17 protein-coding genes are annotated in these 15,134 nt (G+C 70.6%); 6 read left to right on the top strand and 11 right to left on the bottom strand.

Translation table 11 applies throughout. From position 1 onward, the window contains the following. Positions 1–60 precede the first annotated feature (60 nt). On the top strand, positions 61–708 hold the full coding sequence (locus ACFY3L_RS21085; protein WP_389326347.1) for a hypothetical protein: 648 nt from the start codon (positions 61–63) through the stop codon (positions 706–708). Here ACFY3L_RS21085 and ACFY3L_RS21080 read toward each other — a convergent pair. Next, positions 650–1,507, bottom strand: coding sequence for an oxygenase MpaB family protein (locus tag ACFY3L_RS21080; protein ID WP_389326344.1), 858 nt, complete (start codon positions 1,505–1,507; stop codon positions 650–652). The two genes, ACFY3L_RS21085 and ACFY3L_RS21080, sit on opposite strands and share 59 nt — an antisense overlap. Beyond that, entirely contained in the window at positions 1,479–3,110 is a 1,632-nt protein-coding gene (locus ACFY3L_RS21075; RefSeq protein ID WP_389326341.1) for an aminotransferase class I/II-fold pyridoxal phosphate-dependent enzyme, read from the bottom strand. Before ACFY3L_RS21075 ends, ACFY3L_RS21080 begins: the two co-directional genes overlap by 29 nt. A gap of 78 nt (positions 3,111–3,188) precedes the next feature. Between ACFY3L_RS21075 and ACFY3L_RS21070 the strand changes: the two genes are divergently transcribed. Next, positions 3,189–3,803, top strand: coding sequence for a CGNR zinc finger domain-containing protein (locus ACFY3L_RS21070; RefSeq protein WP_389326338.1), 615 nt, complete (start codon positions 3,189–3,191; stop codon positions 3,801–3,803). Here ACFY3L_RS21070 and ACFY3L_RS21065 read toward each other — a convergent pair. From ACFY3L_RS21065 to ACFY3L_RS21045, 5 genes are all read right to left on the bottom strand, one after another. Beyond that, complete coding sequence (locus tag ACFY3L_RS21065) at positions 3,749–4,891, bottom strand: hypothetical protein (protein WP_389326336.1); 1,143 nt, start codon at positions 4,889–4,891, stop codon at positions 3,749–3,751. The two genes, ACFY3L_RS21070 and ACFY3L_RS21065, sit on opposite strands and share 55 nt — an antisense overlap. Further along, a complete protein-coding gene (locus tag ACFY3L_RS21060) occupies positions 4,888–5,457 on the bottom strand; it encodes a TerD family protein (protein WP_389326333.1) in 570 nt (189 codons plus the stop codon). Before ACFY3L_RS21060 ends, ACFY3L_RS21065 begins: the two co-directional genes overlap by 4 nt. A gap of 118 nt (positions 5,458–5,575) precedes the next feature. Beyond that, positions 5,576–6,073, bottom strand: a complete 498-nt coding sequence (locus ACFY3L_RS21055; RefSeq protein ID WP_389326330.1) for a hypothetical protein — start codon at positions 6,071–6,073, stop codon at positions 5,576–5,578. A 7-nt stretch (positions 6,074–6,080) separates the two neighbouring features. Beyond that, positions 6,081–7,280: a toxic anion resistance protein gene (locus ACFY3L_RS21050; protein WP_389326327.1), complete on the bottom strand. Its 1,200-nt coding sequence runs from the start codon at positions 7,278–7,280 to the stop codon at positions 6,081–6,083. Between the two features lie 58 nt (positions 7,281–7,338). Then, entirely contained in the window at positions 7,339–7,917 is a 579-nt protein-coding gene (locus ACFY3L_RS21045; RefSeq protein WP_344504625.1) for a TerD family protein, read from the bottom strand. A 323-nt stretch (positions 7,918–8,240) separates the two neighbouring features. Between ACFY3L_RS21045 and ACFY3L_RS21040 the strand changes: the two genes are divergently transcribed. Genes ACFY3L_RS21040 through ACFY3L_RS21025 form a run of 4 tightly spaced genes read left to right on the top strand, consistent with a single transcriptional unit; the run spans position 8,241 to position 11,327 of the window. After that, complete coding sequence (locus ACFY3L_RS21040) at positions 8,241–8,825, top strand: TerD family protein (RefSeq protein WP_389326324.1); 585 nt, start codon at positions 8,241–8,243, stop codon at positions 8,823–8,825. 50 nt (positions 8,826–8,875) lie between these two features. Beyond that, on the top strand, positions 8,876–10,036 hold the full coding sequence (locus ACFY3L_RS21035) for a DUF475 domain-containing protein (protein ID WP_389326321.1): 1,161 nt from the start codon (positions 8,876–8,878) through the stop codon (positions 10,034–10,036). Positions 10,037–10,078: 42 nt separating this feature from the next. Further along, positions 10,079–10,714: a hypothetical protein gene (locus tag ACFY3L_RS21030; protein ID WP_389326318.1), complete on the top strand. Its 636-nt coding sequence runs from the start codon at positions 10,079–10,081 to the stop codon at positions 10,712–10,714. Between the two features lie 34 nt (positions 10,715–10,748). Beyond that, positions 10,749–11,327, top strand: a complete 579-nt coding sequence (locus ACFY3L_RS21025) for a TerD family protein (RefSeq protein ID WP_389326316.1) — start codon at positions 10,749–10,751, stop codon at positions 11,325–11,327. 97 nt (positions 11,328–11,424) lie between these two features. Here the strand turns inward: ACFY3L_RS21025 and ACFY3L_RS21020 are convergent, their stop codons facing one another. From ACFY3L_RS21020 to ACFY3L_RS21005, 4 genes are read right to left on the bottom strand one after another with little or no spacing between them, the layout of a single operon-like run. Next, positions 11,425–12,012 carry a hypothetical protein gene (locus ACFY3L_RS21020; RefSeq protein WP_389326313.1) on the bottom strand — a complete coding sequence of 196 codons (588 nt, stop codon included), beginning with the start codon at positions 12,010–12,012 and terminating at the stop codon, positions 11,425–11,427. A gap of 5 nt (positions 12,013–12,017) precedes the next feature. Continuing rightward, a complete protein-coding gene (locus tag ACFY3L_RS21015; RefSeq protein WP_389326310.1) occupies positions 12,018–12,848 on the bottom strand; it encodes a carbohydrate ABC transporter permease in 831 nt (276 codons plus the stop codon). Continuing rightward, positions 12,845–13,804 carry a carbohydrate ABC transporter permease gene (locus tag ACFY3L_RS21010; RefSeq protein ID WP_389326307.1) on the bottom strand — a complete coding sequence of 320 codons (960 nt, stop codon included), beginning with the start codon at positions 13,802–13,804 and terminating at the stop codon, positions 12,845–12,847. The genes ACFY3L_RS21015 and ACFY3L_RS21010 overlap by 4 nt, the downstream gene beginning before the upstream one ends. A 10-nt stretch (positions 13,805–13,814) precedes the next feature. Further along, a complete protein-coding gene (locus ACFY3L_RS21005) occupies positions 13,815–15,074 on the bottom strand; it encodes an ABC transporter substrate-binding protein (protein WP_389326304.1) in 1,260 nt (419 codons plus the stop codon). Positions 15,075–15,134 lie beyond the last annotated feature (60 nt).

The raw sequence follows: 15,134 nt of genomic DNA, 5'->3' as shown, positions 1-15,134 counted from the left end.
TGACGGCACACGCGGAGACCTGGACGACAAACGCCGAAGCCTGACGGCACACTGGAACAAATGACCACCATGCGGTTCGACGGTTGGATCGCCGGCGTCGGCACCGGCGGCGGCACCCGGCTCGTCCTCGGGCACTGGCCCCGCTCCCCGTTCGGCCCGGTCAGCGACGTCATGGTGGAGCGCCCCGGCGGTCACCGGATCCTGCTGGCCGCCACGGCGGAGCTCGCCGCGTTCGTCGCGGAGACCTACCGCTTCGACGACGTCCGGGTCGTTCCCGTCCTCGTTGTCCGCGTCGGTACGACCTGGGCCGCCGACGCAGGCCCGCTCAGCCTCCGGTTCGCGACCGGCGGACGCGGGTGGCTCGGCACGCTCCTGCGCTGCGTCCCGCCGGCCCTCGCCCGGCACCCCCGCTGGGTCGCCGTGATCGACCGCCCCGCCCGCCTGCTCCAGCCGGGCGTGCGCACCCACGGCAGCGCCGGCAACGACCGGCACGAGTGGTACGGCGTCCAGGACCTCCACCGCATCGTCGCCGCCACCGCCACCTGGGACGGCGAGGACCTCGGCCCCCTCACCGACGTCGACCCGCCGGTCCGCTTCGGCTTCGGCTCCACGCCCCGGACCCCGTCGCTGGCCAAGGTGACGACGACGGTCACGACGGCGGCCGGCCCAGCCTCGCCAGGTCGTAGCCGTCGGGGTAGGACTTCGTGACGATCCCGTCCGCGAAGAGCGGCGTCGTGCGCGGGCCCGCCAGCCGCAGCAGCAGCGCCCGCGACCGCAGCGCCGCGTGCAGGCCGATCCGCGCCCACGCCGGCGGGTCCGGCACCGCGTACGCACGGCGCAACGGCGGATCGTAGAGGCTCGCGATCAGCGCGTCGGCCGCACCGCGCAACGGCCTCGGGATGCGGCCGCGCAGCAGTTCCCGGGTGGCGCGCTCGATCCGCTCCGCCTCCGGGGTGTGCCGCAGGTGGGCCGCCTCGTACGCGTCGAACCACGCCTCGAACGCCGCGTAGCCGGCCGGGATGCCGCGCAGCCCCATCCGCAGGCCGACCTCGCGGTAGTACCGGGCGGCCGCCTCGCGCTCCTGCTCGGCGGGGGCGCGCCAGCCGTACCGGCGCAACCACCGCATCGGGACGACCACCAGCGCGGCCAGGACGTAGACGCTGTCGTCGTTGTCGGCGGGGACGCGCCGGTGCGCCTCGTTGAGCAGCCGCAGCGCCAGCCGGCCGCGGGGGTGCTCGAAGCCGTGCATGAGGATCTCGAACATGATGATGCCGGTGGCGTCGGCGCGCCGCCGCGGCTCGGTCAGGACCCGCCCGGTCCGCACGAGCTCCGCGGCGACGCGGGGGAGGGCGAACGACCGGTTGAACGCCAGGTTGAACGCCATCCGCATGTCCCAGGGGAACTCCTCGCGGAGCGTGACCTGGTGGATCAGCAGGTAGTCGGTCTCCGGGTCGCCGGCCTCGATGCGCCGCAGGTTGTCATATCGACCCCGCCTGATCCCCCGCATGGTCGAGCAGTCTAGGAGACTCCGCCGCCGCCTGTTCGAGCCGGTCCAGCATCTCGGCGAGCACGCCCGGTCCGGTGGCGAAGTTGAGCCGGACGAACCCGGCGGTGTCCACGGTCGTGCCCGCGGAGAAGTCCGCGCCCGAGCTCAGCCTGACCTTCGCGGCCCGCTCCAGGTGCCCGGCCGGATCCGTGCCGCCCCAAGGGATCCAGCTCAGATAGGTGGCCTCGGGCGCACGGTGCGGGAGGCGGGCGGCGACGGTGTCACGGTTGCGCCGCAGCAGCTCCCTGGTGCGGTTCAGCCAGGTGTACGACTCCCGCCACGCCGCGACCGTCGCGACCCTCCCGGCGATGCTGGGCGTACCGTAGAGGTCGATCGGTTGCGCGTCGAGCGACCGCCACACCGCCCGCGGGCCGACGTGCGCGACGGCGAGCCGCAGCGCGGCCAGGTTGAACGCCTTCGTCGCCGACGTCGCGGTCACCGTGCGTGCGGCGGTCTCCTCGCTCAGCGACGCGAACGGGGTGTGGCGGTGCGGCTCGTACGTCAGGTCGGCGTGGATCTCGTCGGCGAGCACGACGAGGTCGAGGCGCTCCGCGACCTCGGCGACGGCCGCCAGCTCCGCCCGGTCGAAGACCCGGCCGGTCGGGTTGTGCGGGTTGACGAGCACCAGCAGCCTGCAGCCGGCGAGCCGCTCAGCGAGCCGCCCGGTGTCGAACGTCCACCGTGCGCCGTCGTCCACCATCGGCAGCGGCACGATCCGCCGCCCGGCCCGCTCGATGCTGGCGAGGAACGGTGGGTACGCCGGGACGTGGATCGCCACCCCGTCGCCGGGCGCGGTCGTGTGCTCGACCATCACCTGCAGGATCTGGAGCAGGTCGGTGAAGACCCGGGTCCGGCCGGGGCGGGGGCTCCAGCCGTGCCGCTGCCGCATCCAGTCCTCGAACGCGGCGACGACCGGGTCCTCACCCCGCCAGAACGGGTAGCCGAAGTCCTCGCGGTGCACGAGGTCCAGCAGGCCGTCGCGGATCGCGGGAGCGACACCGAGGTCCATGTCGGCGACCCACGCGGCGATGGTGTCCGGCGCGGTGGAGCCCCACTTGACGCCGTGCCCGGCCCGCAGCCGCGCGGTCTCGTCGCCGCACCGCGGTGCGGGGGCGGGCGCGATGCAGTCGCGCAGGATCTCCATCTGGCCGTGGTGCTGGGCGAGCTCCTCGAAGACGTGCTGGAGCGCGGCGCCCTGGGTGCCGACCCGGTCCGGGCCCTGGAACCCGGCGGGTGGCGTCCCCTGGATCGGCTCGTCCGGCGCGGCGGCGCGCACGTCGGCGGCGAAGCGTTCGCGGACGGCCTCGACCTTGCGGAGGAGGTCCTCGACGCGGCCCTCGGCGGTGAACTCGGCGTCGCGGTCGCGCTGCGACGGGCGGCCCGCGACGAGCGTCCCGGCCCAGAACTCGACCACGCCGAGGCAGTGCGTCAGCAGCGCGAACGGCGAGTTGGCCCCGGGCAGCGGCCGCCGGTTCGCCCGCTCGTCGCCGAGCTCGGTGACGATGCGGACCATGCCGTCCAGCGCGCGGTCGGTGTAGTACAGGTACTCCTCGGCGCTGATCATGTCCGTCCTCTCGCGTCACCTGCTTGACCGGTGACGCAAACCTTGCGCCGGGGGTGCGTCACCTGTCAAGGTGGTGACGTGACGTTCGTGTTCGTCAGTGGTGACCTCGCGCTCGACTTCGCCGGCACGCTGAAGTGGCGCCGCACCGCCGCACCGGAGGAGCTTCTCACCGGCCCGGCCGAGGCGGCCCGATGGGCGGTGGCGGCCGGTGTACTGTCCACCGCGCCCCGACTGTCCACTGTGGAGTTAGCCGGGCTGCTGGAGCTGCGGGAGACGGTCTACCGGCTCGTCGTGGCGGGGCTGGCGGGGCAGCCGTGGCCGCCGGGGGACCTGCGCGCGCTGAACGCGGCCGCCGCGGCACCGCCGCCGAGGGTGACGCTCACCGCGGGCGGGGTCCGGCGGGCGGGCGGGCCGGCGGCGGGCGCGTCGATCGGGGCCGCCGTCGCGGTCGCCGCGGTCGAGCTGCTCGGCTCCCTCGGGTCGGTCACCGTGCGGGAGTGCGCCCTCGACGAGTGCACGAGGCTGTTCGTGGACCGGTCCAGGGCCGGCAACCGCACCTGGTGCGGCATGGAGGAGTGCGGCAACAGGGTCAAGGCGGCGTCGTACCGGGCCCGCCGGGGCGCGGGCGGCGGCGGTGCTCAGGCGGCCGGTGGGATGGCGGTGTCGGCGTCGCGCCAGGCGATGCGGTCGTAGCCGAAGGCGAGGCAGGCGTCCCGGGTGCGGCCCGGCACCGTCTGGGCCTCGGCACGCAGGACGATCTCGCCGTCTACGTTGTAGAGGGACAGCAGGACCGTCGGCCCGGGCGGCGGGGGCTGGACCGGCACCTCGATGCGGGCATGGCCGTGGGTGCTGATCAGCAGGGTGCCGGCCCAGTAGGGGCCGGGGTCCGCGGTGGGGACGCCGAAGATGATGAGCCGCCGCAGGTGCCGGCCGTGCAGCAGGTCCAGGCGGAGCCGCTGGTGCCCGGCCCGGCGGTCCATGGTGAGCGGGCCGAAGGTCTCGCCGGGCCTGAGGACCGACGACGTGCCGGAGTCCAGCTGGAACGCGCAGCCCAGCGCGAACCCCTCGTCCGGCGACCACGCGGCCTCGAAGGTCAGCGCGCCGATCCCGGACTGCAGCCGGCTCAGCATGACCGAGGGGTGCCGCGGCCCCAGCACCGTCGGCGCCGACGCGTTCGTCCTCGGCGGGGTGAACGCCGTCGCGGGCGGGGGAGCGGCCGGCACGGGCGTCCGCGGCGCGGGACCGCGAGGTGGCCCGGACAGGTCGAGCGACGTCCCGCCGTGCGGTGCGGCCCGCGGCGGCGTGGGCCCCGACAGGTCCAGGGACGTGCCGCCGGAGTGCGCGGCCGGGGGCGGCGTGGGTCCGGGCAGGTCGAGGGAGGTGCTGCCGGACGGCGGGGGCGGCGGGGCAGCCGGGCCGGACAGGTCGAGCGAGGTGTTCCCGGCCGGCGGGGGCGGCGTGGCCGGCCCGGACAGGTCGAGCGACGTGCTGCTGGACGGCGGCGCGGCGGGGCCGGAGAGGTCCAGCGATGTGCTGCCACCGGCCCGGGCAGGCGCCGGCGGGGGCGCGGCGGGGCCGGACAGGTCCAGCGACGTGCTGACCGGCGGGGCAGGCGCGGCCAGGTCCAGGGAGGCGGCGGCCGGCGGAGTGGCGGTGGGCGTGACGGGGGCGGTGGTGGTCGCGGGAAGCCGGCGGTGACGGATCCAGGACAGGTCGTCGGTGCCACCGGTCCGGGCGGGAACGGCGCGGTGGCGGATCCAGGACAGATCGTCCGTGCTCACAACCGGATCCCGTAGTCGGCCGCGAGCGCGGTGACGCCGTTGGCGTAGCCGTCGCCGAGGACCTTGAACTTCCAGCCGCCGCTGTGCCGGTACAGCTCGCCGAGCGCCAGACCCATCTCCAGGTCCAGCGCGGGGGCGAGGTTCTCCGACCGGATCAGCTCCGCGTTGCCGTCGAGGTTGAGGACCCTGATGACGCAGGTCTTCAGCCGGCCGAGGGTGCGGCGGACCGCGGTGCCCTCGTTGACGTACATGACGATGACGATCCGCGTGACCTCGGCCGGCGCGGCCAGGAGGTCGACCTCGATCTGGTCGTGGTCCTCGCCGACGACCTCACGCAGCTGCTGCACCGACAGGTCGGGGGAGGAGAGCTGGTTGAAGTACACGAAGTGCCGCTCGGAGACGGCGTCGCCGTCGCCCCGGCACAGGATCGCGGCCACCACGATGTTGTCCGCGAGGACGTGCTCCAGACCGGCGCTGAACTGGACCCCGAGCACGACCCCGCGCAGGTCGGGGATCTCCCGCGTCAGGGTGACGTTCGCCCCCCGCTTCATCTCTTTCACGCTCATGCCGTCACCTCCGCTGCGCTCCTGCGCGGGCCTGAGCCGGCACTGTGCCCATGGTGAGCGGTCGCTCCGCTGCGCTCCGGCCCGCTCATGCCGTCACCTCCGCTGCGCTCCGGCCCGCTCACGGCAGGTCCAGGTCCGAGCCGGAGAACTTGGTGCGCAGGAAGTTGCCCTGAGTGGTGAGCGCGTCGCGGTCCTGGGCGCGCACGGCGACCAGGATGTTGGACGAGGCCTCCTGCAGCAGGTCGAGCTGCGCGAGCAGCTCGGGGACGGGGGCCGGCCGGTCGCGCATCGACGCCTCCAGGGTCAGGTAGCTGCGAAGGGTGGTCGGCAGGAAGTCCTCGACGGTGTTGCGGACCAGCAGCACCGCGTGGATGTCGAGTGGCCGGGTCGCCGAGGTGTCCAGGATCTCGCGGAGGGTGTCGGTGAGCCAGCGCGACTTCACCACGGCGGCCGCCGGCAACCGGGACGCCTGCTGGTTGACGAAGTGCTCGGCGTCGGTGATCCGCTTGAGGATCTGGGCGGTGTCACCGGCCGGGTCCCCGGAGGAATCCGCGGTGGGTTCGGTGGCAGGGGGCGGCGCGGCGTCGTCGTCCCCCCACCATCGTAGCCAGCGCACGGTCGGCTCAGCCGGTCTGCTGGCCGCGCAGGGTGCGCTCCATGTACGGCCTGGCCCGCTCGATCTGGCCCTCCAGGGCGTGGACCGTCTGCGCCATCGATTCGACCGCCTGCGCGCGGAACGTGTCGACCGCGTCCATGGTGGCGAAGACGTTGTCGAACGCCGCCTGGAGCTTGTTGATGTCGACCGTGGCCGACGAGGCCTGCTCGTTGATCGCGGCGCCCTGCGTCTTGAGCTGCTGGGACGTCGCCTCGATCAGGTTGGAGGTGACCGTGTTGAGCTGGGTGATCTGGTCCAGCACGAGCTTCTGCCGGGCCAGGGCCTGCGACACGATGACCGCGATCCGCAGCGCGGCGACGGTGGTCGTCTGCGCCCGGTCGACGCCCCGGATGAGCTCCAGGTTGTTGCGCCGGACCAGGTCGAGGGCCATGTAGCCCTGCACGTTGACCGCCATCTGGGTCATGATGTCCTGCCGGCGCTGCCGGACCGGGAAGAGCGCGTCGGAGCGCAGCGTCGCGGCCGCCTCGGTCTGCCCGGCGGCCTCCAGCGCGGAGACCTTGGCGGCGATGGCCTCGTCGAGGGCCGCGGCGAGCTCGTTGTACTCGCTGAGGCGCCCCATCGTGGTCCACATGTTGACCTTTTCGGTCTCGATGGCCGCGTTGTCCTTGCGAAGGTCGTTCTGACCGGACTCCAGCGCGACGATGATCGCGTTGAGGTGCGACTGGGCCGACTTGTACTTGGCGAAGTACCGGTCGATCTTGTCGCCGCCGGGCAGCCACTTCAGGACCCTCTGCACGCCGGTCAGGTCGGCCCGGTTGGGGTCCAGGTCGGTGATCGTGACCCGCAGGTCCGCCAGGGTGGTCGCGACCCTGGTCTGGGCGTCGCCGGTGGCGCCGCGGCCGCGGCCGAGGGCGGCGGCGGGACGCTCCAACATGCGGTTGGACATCCCGGCCGCCGCGCGCATGTCCTGCTCGCCCATCGACGTGATCGACGCGACCTTCTGCTGGAAGGCCGGCGAGTTGGTGTCGATGGCCGCCAGCTCCTCGACGAAGGCGGCGGCCCTGCGGCGCAGCTCCTGCTGCTTCTCCGTCTGCACGGGCACGGCACCGGCCGCCTGCTGCGGCTCCACCACCACGACGGGCGCGGGGGGAGTCAGCACCAGGGCGCCCTGCTGCGGGGCGTCACCACCAAGATCGAGTTCGGACATCGCGGGAACCCTCTCCGATCAACTTTCGTTGGTGCCGATCAGCTTGCGTTGGTGCGGTTCAGCCGACGTTGACGCCGAAGTCGCGAGCGATCCCGGCGAGACCCGAGGCATACCCCTGGCCGACGGCCCGGAACTTCCACTCGCCGCCGTGCCGGTACAGCTCGCCGAAGATCATCGCGGTCTCGGAGGAGGCGTCCTCGGTCAGGTCGTAGCGGGTCAGCTCGGCGCCACCGTCCTGGTTGACGACCCGGATGAAGGCGTTGCGGACCTGGCCGAAGGACTGGCCGCGCTGCGGGGCCTCGTAGATGGAGACCGGGAACACGATCTTGTGGCACTGGGCGGGCACCGCGGCGAGGTCCACCAGGATCTTCTCGTCGTCGCCGTCACCACCGCCGGTGAGGTTGTCGCCCGTGTGCTCGACCGAGCCTTCGGGGCTCTTCAGGTTGTTGAAGAAGACGAAGTGCTGGTCGGACAGGATCTTGCCGTTCTCACCGAGCATCAGGGCGCTGGCGTCGAGGTCGAACTCGGCGCCGGTCGTGGCCCGCTCGTCCCACCCAAGGCCGATCATCACCGCGCGGAGATTCGGCGCCTGCTTGGTGAGCGAGACATTGCCGCCCTTGGTGAGGGTCACGGACATGGAACTCTCCTCGCGCTCTCGTTGTGGTCGTCAACCGTGTCCGATCGGCCTGTCGGATATATTCATCCGGCTGATCGACGACACCGGAGCCGCCTTCAAAGCTAACGCGCTTCCGGCTACTGTCGAACATTGATCGAACAAGCCGGAGCCTACCCCAACCCTTCAAGCGGACGCGCCCGCAGGAACGGTGAACAACCGGCCCCCACTGGCGGCCGGACGATACTGTCGGGCGGGCAACATCATGATCAGCCCCCCGGCGCCGCCTGACGCCGGGGGAACTGCAGGCAAACCTGTCGACAACATCGAATGACTGGGAGATCGGTATGGGCATCAGCCTGACCAAAGGTGGCAACGTCTCACTGACCAAGCAGGCGGGTCCCGCCGGTCTGACGGCGGTGACCGTCGGCCTCGGTTGGGATGTCCGCACGACGACCGGCACGGAGTTCGACCTCGACGCCTCCGCGATCGCCACGAACGCCGAGGGCAAGGTCTACTCCGACAAGCACTTCGTCTTCTACGGCAACCTCGCCACCCCGGACGGCCACATCCAGCACACCGGCGACAGCCTCACCGGTGAGGGCAGCGGCGACGACGAGCAGATCAAGGTCAACCTGGCCGGCCTGCCCGCCGATGTCGACAAGATCGTCTTCCCGGTGTCCATCTACGACGCCGACACCCGCTCGCAGTCCTTCGGCCAGGTCCGCAACGCCTTCATCCGCGTTTTCAACAGCGCCGACGGCGTCGAGCTCGCGCGGTACGATCTCAGCGAGGACGCTTCCACCGAGACCGCGATGGTGTTCGGCGAATTGTACCGGAATGGCGACGAATGGAAGTTCCGTGCCGTCGGTCAGGGATACGCATCCGGGCTGCGGGGCATCGCCCAGGACTTCGGCGTCAACGTCGGATAGTAAGGTCGGCGCACCGCAACATCCCCGATGAGCCCGAAACGGTGTGACAGATGTTCCTGAAGACATTCGGCTGGTCGCTGGCGGTCACCGTGGCGACACTCATAGCCGCCTTCTTCCTCGGTGGGCCCTCCGCCTTCCTGATCGTCGCGATCCTGTGCGTGCTGGAGATCTCGGTGTCGTTCGACAACGCCGTGGTCAACGCGACCGTGCTCGGGCGGATGAACGCCTGGTGGCAGCGGCTGTTCCTCACCGTGGGTGTGCTCATCGCCGTCTTCGGCATGCGCCTGGTCTTCCCGCTGCTGCTGGTCGGCGTCACCGCCCAGCTCAACCCGGTCGACGTCGTCCGGCTCGCCCTGGAGGGCGGGTCGGTCGACGAGCCGGGCACCTACGCCGCGCTGCTGCACGAGGCGCACCCGAGCATCGCCGCCTTCGGTGGCATGTTCCTGCTCGTGCTCTTCCTCGACTTCATCTTCGAGACCCGCGAGCACACCTGGCTGACCTGGCTGGAGAAGCCGCTCGCCAAGATCGGCAAGCTCGACCAGCTGTCCGTGGTCATCTCCCTGGCCGTCCTCGTCATCGCGGCGGAGACCCTCGCCAAGGACGTCGGCACGGTCATGGTCTCCGGCGTGCTCGGCATCGGGGTGTACATCCTGGTCAACAGCCTCGGTGAGCTCTTCGAGAACGCCGGTGGCCTGGGCGACGACGACGAAGAGGACGAGGACGAGAAGGCCGCCGCGGGGATCCACGGCGACGCCGGCGACATCGACAAGGGCAAGAGCGGCGGCCCGAACGCCGTCGTGCAGGTGGCCGGCAAGGCCGCCTTCTTCCTGTTCCTCTACCTCGAGGTCCTCGACGCGTCGTTCTCCTTCGACGGTGTCATCGGCGCGTTCGCCATCAGCCAGAACATCTTCGTCATCGCCGCCGGCCTCGGCGTCGGTGCGATGTACATCCGGTCGCTGACGGTCTTCCTGGTCCGCAAGGGCACCCTGAGCGAGTACGTGTTCCTCGAGCACGGCGCGCACTGGGCGATCGGCGCCCTCGCCGCGATCCTGCTGGTCGGGATCAAGTACGAGGTGCCCGAGGTCGTCACCGGCCTGATCGGTGTCGGCTTCATCCTCGCCGCGTTCCTGTCCTCGGTGGTGCTCAACCGGCGCAACAGCGCCGCTGAGGCGGCCGAGGAGCGGGCCGGCAGCCTCGCCGGCCGTTCGTAATCCACCCGACCCCGATCCCGCCCCGGGAAGGCAGGCAACGCCGTGACGAACCCGAACAACCCGGTCTCGCTGTCCAAGGTCACGTTGACCAAGGCGGCGCCGGCCGTCTCGCTCGCCAAACAGGGCGGGGCCGCGGGCATCCTCCGGGTCAACCTCAACTGGGCGCAGCCCGCCGCCAAGGGCGGGCTGTTCAGCCGCAAGCCGAAGGGCGTCGACCTCGACCTCGGCTGCCTCTACGAGTACAGCGACGGCTCCAAGGGCGTGGTCCAGGCCCTCGGCGATTCGCTGCGCGACGTGCACACCCTGGGCCGCGACCCGATCTGCCGCCTCGACGGCGACGACCGGAGCGGCACCAGCACCGGCGGGGAGAACCTCTTCGTCGACCTGCGGTACGCGGCGAACATCCGCCGCATCCTGGTGTTCGCGTTCATCTACGAGGGCACCCCCAACTGGGCCGCCGCCCAGGCCGTGGTGACCCTGTTCCCGGTCGCCGGCCCCCAGCTGGAGATCCACCTCGACGAGCCGGACCCGGCCGCGATGACGTGCGCGATCGCCATGATCGAGGGCAACGGCTCCGACGTGTCGGTGCGCCGTGAGGTCCGCTACATCCGTGGCGGCCAGCGCCTGCTCGACGAGACCTACGGCTGGGGCATGCGCTGGGCGGCCGGCCGGAAATGACAGCTTCGCCGACAGCAATCGGGAAGGTATACGCATGGGTGTGAGTCTGAGCAAGGGCCAGTCCGTCTCCCTCGTCAAGGGTGGCGGCGGCACGCTCACCAAGGTCCGCATGGGCCTGGGCTGGGACGCGATGAAGAAGAAGGGCCTGTTCGGCGGGTTGAAGACCCAGTCGATCGACCTGGACGCGTCCTGCCTGCTGTTCGACAGCGCCAACCAGCTCGTCGACCAGGTGTGGTTCCGCCAGCTGCGCAGCAACGACGGCGCCGTCCAGCACACCGGCGACAACGTCACCGGCGCGGGTGAGGGTGACGACGAGAGCATCATCGTCGACCTGGTCGCGCTGTCGCTGAACGTCCGCACGCTGGTGTTCGTGGTCAACTCGTTCACCGGGCAGAGCTTCGCCCAGATCGAGAACGCGTACTGCCGGCTGGTCGACGAGACGAACGGCGCCGAGCTGGCCCGCTTCGACCTCAGCGGCTCGGGCCCGCACACGGCGCAGGTCATGGCCAAGGTGACCCGCGACCAGCAGGGCTGGACGATGACGGCCATCGGCACCCAGGCCTCGGGGCGCACGTTCCGCGACCTGCTTCCCGCGGTCGCCGGCCACCTCTGATCCGTGGTACGACGACACCCGCTCTGCGATTCCGCAGGGCGGGTGTCGTGTTCTTCAGGGCCGGAGAAACGGTCGCGGAATGCGACGGGAAAGCGATTCAGCCTTCCACCGTGACCGGTCCGGAAAGGCGCCGCGCCGCCAGGACGTGAACGGCGAACAACAGATATCCGACGAGCAGCGGGGCCGTCACGGGGATCATCGCGCCGATCACGGCGGCGATGGATGACACCCCGGCCACCATCGCCGCCGTGAGCGGTTGCCGCCACACGGTGCCAGCCGCCCAGCGCAGTGCGCCGGACCACGAATCGTGGTGGGCCAGGTGCACGACGCCGAGAGCGCCGGCGGCGAGCAGTGCGGCGGCGACGGCGCCGGTCGCCACGAGCACGGGCAACCCGCCCGGGACCCGGCCTGAGGCGACGGCGCCGAGATTGAACAGCAGGAGCCATGCGAGGGTGACGGCCGCGACCGTGCAGACGGCGCCGGGCAGCAGCGAACGCACGAACACCCGCCACAGCCGCGACGGCCGCACGGCGGAGCCCTCGATGACGTCGCGCACGGCGACCGAGCCCGCGTGCACGGCCGCGCCGGCGGTGAGCAGCGGCAGGCTGCACACCGTGACGGCGATGCCGACCAGGGCGAGGTCGGCCGCCACCGTGACCGTCTCCGTGAACCCGCGACGCGTCACGGCACTCACCCCTTCAGGCCGGAGGTGTTGATGCCCTCGACGAGCATCTTCTGGAAGGCGAGGAAGAACAGGAAGACCGGCAGCAGCGACAGGACCGACATCGCGAACATCGGCCCGATCTCCGACTGGCCCTGCGAGTCGATGAAGAGCCGCAGCGCGACCGGCACCGTGTACTTCGGCAGGTCCGACACGTACACCAGCTGCCGGAAGAAGTCGTTCCAGGTCCAGATGAACGAGAAGATCGCCGTGGTCACGAGGGCCGGGCGGCTCAGCGGCAGGATCACGTTGCGGAACACCCCGAACGTGGTGCAGCCGTCGATCTTCGCGGCCTCGTCGAGCTCGCGGGGGATGCCGCGCATGAACTGGACCATGAGGAAGACGAAGAACGCCTCGGTGGCCAGGAAGTGCGGCAGGATCAGCGGCAGGTAGGGGAACTCGCCGCCGACCAGGTCGAGCTGCCGGAACACGATGAACTGCGGGACGATCAGCACGTGGCCGGGCAGCAGCAGCGTGCCGACCATGATCGCGAACCAGGTGGCCCGCCCGCGGAACCGCAGCCGGGCGAAGGCGAAGGCCGCGAGCAGGCAGGACAGCGCGTTGCCGACCACGACCAGCAGCGACACGATCGTGCTGTTGACGAAGAACCGGCCGAAGCTGGTGTCGAGGTGCGACCAGCCCTTCGGGTAGTTGCCGGGGGTGAAGACCTCGGGAATGACCCCGGCGTTGCTCAGCATCTCCGGCTGGCTCTTGAGCGAGCTGCCGAGCACCCAGAACAGCGGATAGAGGATGACCCCGAGCAGCGCGAGGATCACCACCGTGCGCAGGATCGACCTCATCGCTCATCCCCGTAGTGCACCCAGAACCGGCCCGTGCTGAACAGCACGACGGTGAGCAGGCCGACGGCGAGCAGGAACACCCAGGCGAGCGCGGAGGCGTAGCCCATCTCGTAGTCGGTGAAGCCCTTGATGTACAGGTACAGCGTGTACATCAGGGTCGAGTCGACCGGCCCGCCGGTGCCGCCGCTGATGACGAACGCGGACGTGAAGCCCTGGAAGCCGTGGATCGTCTCCAGCACGAGGTTGAAGAAGATGACCGGGGACAGGATCGGCAGCGTGATCGACCGGAACTTGCGGAACGCGCCCGCGCCGTCGACCGACGCCGCCTCGTACAGCTCCACCGGGACCTGCTTCAGGCCGGCCAGGAAGATGACCATCGGCGCACCGAACTGCCAGATCGCCAGCAGGATCAGCGTGCCGAGCGCGTAGTCGGGGTCGTTGACCCAGCCGGGGCCGGCGATGCCGAACACCGACAGCAGCTCGTTGAACGAGCCGTCCCGGCTGAACATCGACACCCAGACGATCGCGAGGGCGACGCTGCCGCCGAGCAGCGACGGCAGGTAGAACAGGCTGCGGTACAGCCCGACACCCCGGACGGCCTTGTTGAGCAGCAGCGCGACGCCGAGCGCGGCGCCGAGCTTCAGCGGCGTCGCGATGACCGCGAACAGCACCGTGACCTGCACGGCGTGCCAGAACGTCGGATCCTCGGTGAACATCCGCTGGTAGTTGTCGAACCCGACCCAGTTGAGCTCGGACCAGTCCGACAGGATGTCGTAGTCGGTGAAGCTCAGCACCAGCGACATCAGCATCGGGATCGCCGTGATGGTGGCCAGCCCGATGAGCCACGGTGTCAGGAAGAGATAGCCGGCGAGCCCTTCGCGACGGGGGCCCCGCGGTTCGACGCGGGGCCCCTTCGCCGCTCGGTGCAAAGGTGCCGGCGCGGTGGTCAGCGCCACTGGAAGAGCCTCACTTCGAGATCGCGGACTTCGCGGCCGTGACGAAGGCCTCGGCGGCCTGCGCGGGGGTGGCCTTGCCGGCCTGGACCGACTCGGCCGCCTTGATCAGCTCGGAGCGCAGCGTGCTGTGCCCCTTCAGCGGGACCTGCGGCGAGGGCCCGAACGTCTTGCCGAGCGTGTTCTCGACCTCGATGGAGGTCTTCATGGACGCGTCGGTGACGCTGCTCAGCACCGAGGCGCGGATGTCGAGGTTCGGCGGCAGGCCGCGGTCGGTGCCGAGGACCTTGCCGACCTCCGGGTCGTTGGCGAGGAAGTTGATGACGTCGACCGCCACGTCCTTCTTGTCACTGCCCCGGTAGACGGAGAAGTAGAGCGCCGCGCGGGCCCACTGTGCCTTGGGGTCGCCCGGGTACGCCACGACGCCGAGCTCGTCCTTGGTGTTCTTCTGCAGCTCGGGCAGCTGGTTCACCCAGACCCACGAGGTAAGCGCTTTCCCGGTCACGACAAGTTGCTTGGTGATGTCTGTGGCGTTGCCCTCGCGGATCACGTCGGCGGTGGGGGTGGCCTTGCGGTCCCGCGCGCCCTTCCACAGGTCGAACCAGGCGGTCACGTCCTGCGCCGTGAAGCCGAGCTCCTTGCCCTTGTACAGGTCCTTGTTCTGCTGGCGCAGCCAGATCCAGAACGCCTTGTAGTCCGCGCTCGGGTCCTGCGTGCCGGGGACCTTCGTGGCCGTGGTCGCCGCCGCGGCCCAGTCGACGAACGCCTCCCACGTCATGCCGGTGGTCGGCAGCGGCTGGTTCGCCGCGGTGAGCTTGGTCTTGTTGAACACCAGGCCCTGCGTGTTCTCGCCGAACGCGACGCCGGCGAGCTTGCCGTCCACGACGCCGTACTTCCACAGGCTCTCGGGGAACTTCGACGTGTCGAGCTTGTTCGACTTCTGGTACGACGTCAGGTCGAGCGTGACGTTGCGCGACGCGTACTCGGTGAGGAAGTTGTCGTCGATCTGGAAGATGTCGGGTGCGTCGTTGCCCGCGGTGAGGGTGGCGAGCTTGTCGAAGTACCCCTGGTTGGCCTGCCACGTCTTCTTGAACGTGACGTTGGGGTGCTTCTTCGTGTAGAGCGCGAGCGCCTCTTCGGTGAGCTTGGCACGGGCGTCGCCGCCCCACCAGAAGATGCTCAGCTCGACGGGCTTGGTCGAGTCGACCGCTGGTGCCTCGCCGCCGTCGTCGCCGCAGGCGGCGACCAGGCCTGTGAGAGGTGCGAGCAACACTGCTGCGACGGCGGTTGCCAGAAGTCTGCGGCGGGGTGTTCCGGACATGGCGTGTCACTC

Origin of the sequence: Dactylosporangium sp. NPDC000521 (genome assembly GCF_042898305.1) — a bacterium.
Classification (GTDB): Bacteria; Actinomycetota; Actinomycetes; order Mycobacteriales; family Micromonosporaceae; genus Dactylosporangium.
The sequence above is the reverse complement of the archived record's forward strand: the minus strand, read 5'-3'. Positions and strand labels throughout refer to the sequence as shown.